This window comes from Streptomyces cucumeris, assembly GCF_024295805.1.
GTDB lineage: Bacteria > Actinomycetota > Actinomycetes > Streptomycetales > Streptomycetaceae > Streptomyces > Streptomyces cucumeris.
Window position 1 is genome coordinate 1 of record NZ_JANCLX010000080.1, and the last position, 3847, is coordinate 3847.

At 73.5% G+C, this 3847-nt stretch carries 1 protein-coding gene; it reads left to right on the plus strand.

What is annotated here, in order from left to right:
* On the plus strand, window positions 1-3847 hold a 3847-nt coding region (locus tag NMK44_RS41770; RefSeq protein WP_254753379.1), incomplete at both ends, for a type I polyketide synthase.

The following is a 3847-nucleotide window of genomic DNA, read 5'->3' on the forward strand; positions in this document are numbered from 1 at the left end:
GTGGTTCGGTGGTGGGGTTGCCGACGTATGCGTTCCAGCGGCAGCGGTACTGGCTGGAGGGTTCCGTACAGCCGGTGACCACCGACGGCGACCCCGCCGACACCGCATTCTGGGACACCGTCGAGCGCGGCGACCTCGAGGCCCTCGCCACCGAACTGGACCTCGACGCCGAGGAATCGTCGCTGGCCATGGTGGTGCCCGCGCTCGCCACCTGGCGCCGCGCCCGTCGTGACCGGGCCGCCCAGGACGCCCTGCGCTACCACATCACCTGGAAACCGCTCGGTGACACGGCCGCCACCTCGCGCACCTCCGTTGCGGCCGGTGCCACCTGGCTCATCGCCGTCCCGGCCGGTGCCCCTGAGGGCGAGCGCATCGCCGAGGCGCTGCGGACCCACGGCGCCACCGCCCGGGTGCTGGAGCTGACCGGGGCCGACGCCGTCCGCGGCACACTCGCCCGGCGCCTGTCCGTGGAGACGGCGGACGCGCCACCGACCGGTGTGCTGTCCCTCCTCGCCCTCGACGAGGAGCCGTACGGAACGGACACCGCGCAGCCGACCGGGCTCGCCCTCAACCTCGCGCTGCTCCAGGCCCTCGGCGACACCGGCACCGACGTCCCGCTCTGGTACGTCACCCGCGGTGCGGTCTCCGTCGGTGGCGCCGATCCGCTGGAACACCCGCTCCAGGCCCTCACCTGGGGGCTGGGCCGGATCGCCGCCGTGGAGTACCCCCAGCGGTGGGGCGGGCTGCTCGACCTGCCCGCCACCCTCGACGACCGCGCCGTCACCCGGCTGTGCGGGGTGCTCACGGAAGCGCCGGACGGCGAGGACCAGATGGCCGTCCGCGGCTCCGGGATCTACGGACGCCGACTCGTCCACGCCCCCGCCGCACCCACCGCCACCACCGGCCGGTGGCAGCCGCGCGGCACCGTCCTGGTCACCGGGGGCACCGGCGGTCTGGGCGCCCATGTGGCGCGCTGGCTGGCGCGTACCGGCGCCGTGCATCTGATGCTCACCAGCCGTCGCGGCCCGGACGCCCCCGGAGCCGGTGAACTCGCCGACGAGCTGCGGGCGTCGGGCGTCCGCGTGACGGTGGCGGCGTGCGACGTGGCCGACCGCGACGCGCTGACCGCCCTGTTCGCCCGGCTCGACGACGACGAGGCCCCGCTCGACGCCGTCGTGCACACCGCGGGCGTCCTGGACGACGGGGTGCTCGACACCCTCACCCCGGAGCGCGCCGACGGTGTGCTGCGCCCCAAGGTGGACGCGGCCCTGCAGTTGCACGAACTGACCCGGGACCGCGAGCTGTCCGCCTTCGTGCTCTTCTCCTCCTTCGCGGGCACGCTCGGCGGCCCCGGACAGGGCAGCTACGCGGCCGCCAACGCCTTCCTCGACGCCCTCGCACAGCGGCGCCGCGCCCAGGGACTCCCCGCCACCTCCGTCGCGTGGGGCCCGTGGTCCGGCGGTGGTCTGGTCGACGAGGCAGTCGAGGCCCGGCTGCACGCCACCGGTATGCCCGCGATGGCACCGGAACCGGCCATCGGCGCGCTGCAGCGCGCCCTCGACGGATCCGACACCTATGTGGCCGTGGCCGATATCGCCTGGGACCGGCTCATCGCGGCCACCCCCACGTCGGCGGACGCCGCCGTCCTGCGCGAACTCCCCGAGGCACGGCGGTCGTCGGAGGCAGGAGCGCCGGACTCCGGCGCGGGCGATGCGGCGACGCCTCTCGCCCAGCGGCTCGCGGGACTGTCACCCCAGGAGGCCGAAGCGACCCTCACCGACCTCGTCAGCACCGAGGTGGCCGCCGCGCTCGGCTACCCGGACACCTCGGCCGTCGAGGCGGGGCGTGCCTTCCGCGAGCTCGGGTTCGACTCCCTGACCGCGGTCGACCTGCGCAACCGGCTGGGCACCGCCACGGGGATGCGGCTGCCGGTCACACTCGTCTTCGACTATCCGAACGTCACCACCCTGACGCGGTTCCTGCTCACGGAGACCGGCGCCACCGGGACGGACGAGGCCGACGCCCCGGCGGGTACGGCGGCGGTGGGCACGGCGACGGACGACGACCCGATCGCGATCGTGGCGATGAGCTGCCGGCTGCCGGGCGGTGTCCGCACCCCCGAGGAGCTGTGGGAGCTGCTCATGGACGGCCGTGACGCCATCGGGGACTTCCCCGCGGACCGCGGCTGGGACATCGACGGCCACTTCGACCCCGACCCCGACCGGCCCGGCACCTTCTACGCCACGGGCGGCGGTTTCCTGTACGACGCCGACCACTTCGACCCCGAGTTCTTCGGGATCTCCCCGCGCGAGGCCCTGGCCATCGACCCGCAGCAGCGGCTGCTGCTCGAGACGACCTGGGAAGCCTTCGAACGGGCCGGGATCGACCCCGGCACGGTGAAGGGCAGCCGCGCCGGGGTGTTCATCGGCGCGAGCTACAACGATTACGGATCGCGGTTCCAGCGCGCTCCCGAGGAGTTCGAGGGGTACCTCGCCACCGGCAGCGCGAGCAGTGTGGCCTCCGGCCGTATCTCGTACGTCTTCGGTCTCGAGGGCCCGGCCGTCACCGTGGACACCGCCTGCTCGTCGTCGCTGGTCGCGCTCCACCAGGCGGCACAGGCGCTGCGGCAGGGCGAGTGCACCATGGCGCTCGCGGGCGGTGTGGTGGTGATGTCCACCCTGGACACCTTCATCGAGTTCAGCCGTCAGCGGGCCATGGCCCCGGACGGCCGTTGCAAGGCGTTCTCGGCGGACGCCGACGGCGCCGGGTGGGCCGAGGGCGTCGGCATGCTGCTGCTGGAGCGGCTGTCGGACGCGCGGGCCAACGGCCATGAGGTGCTGGCCGTCGTCCGTGGCTCCGCCGTGAACCAGGACGGCGCGAGCAACGGTCTCACCGCACCCAATGGCCCTTCCCAGCAGCGGGTGATCCGGCAGGCGCTCGCCAACGCGGGGCTGACGGGGGCCGAGGTGGACGCGGTCGAGGCTCATGGCACCGGCACGTCACTGGGCGACCCGATCGAGGCACAGGCCCTGATGGCGACCTACGGCCAGGGGCGGGAGGCGGGGCATCCGCTGTGGCTGGGCGCGCTCAAGTCCAACATCGGTCACACCCAGGCCGCTTCGGGCGTGGCGGGCGTCATCAAGATGGTGCTGGCGCTGCGGGAGGGGCGGCTGCCCAGGACGCTGCACGCCGACGAGCGCTCGGCGAACGTGGACTGGTCCGCCGGTGAGGTGGAACTGCTCACCGACGCCCGGGTCTGGCCCGAGACCGGGCGGCCACGGCGTGCGGGTGTCTCCGCCTTCGGTGTCAGCGGCACCAATGTGCATGTGGTGCTGGAGCAGGGTCCGGTGGCGGAGCCGGTCGAGGCCGGGGACCAGCCGCCGGTTGCCACCTGTATGGTGCCGTGGGTGCTGTCGGGTCGTGGTGGGGCGGCGTTGCGTGGGCAGGCGGAGCGGTTGCGTGTGTTTGTGGCCGCGCGGCCGGAGCTCTCCCCGGTGGATGTGGGGTATTCGCTGGCGCTGAGCCGTTCGGCGTTCTCCCACCGGGCCACCGTGGTCGGCGCCGACCGTGAGGAACTGCTGCGCGGTCTGGAGGATCTGGCCTCGGATATCGCTCCGGGGGCGACGGCCATCAGCGGTCGCACCGCCTTCCTGTTCACCGGACAGGGCGCCCAGCGGTGGGGAATGGGCCGTGAGCTCTACGAGTCCTTCCCGGTGTTTGCGTCGGTGTTCGATGAGGTGTGTGGGGGGCTGGATCGTCATCTGGATGGTTCGGTGCGTGGGGTGGTGTTCGGTGGGGACGCGGGGGCGTTGGACCGGACGGTGTTCACGCAGTCGGGGTTGTTCGC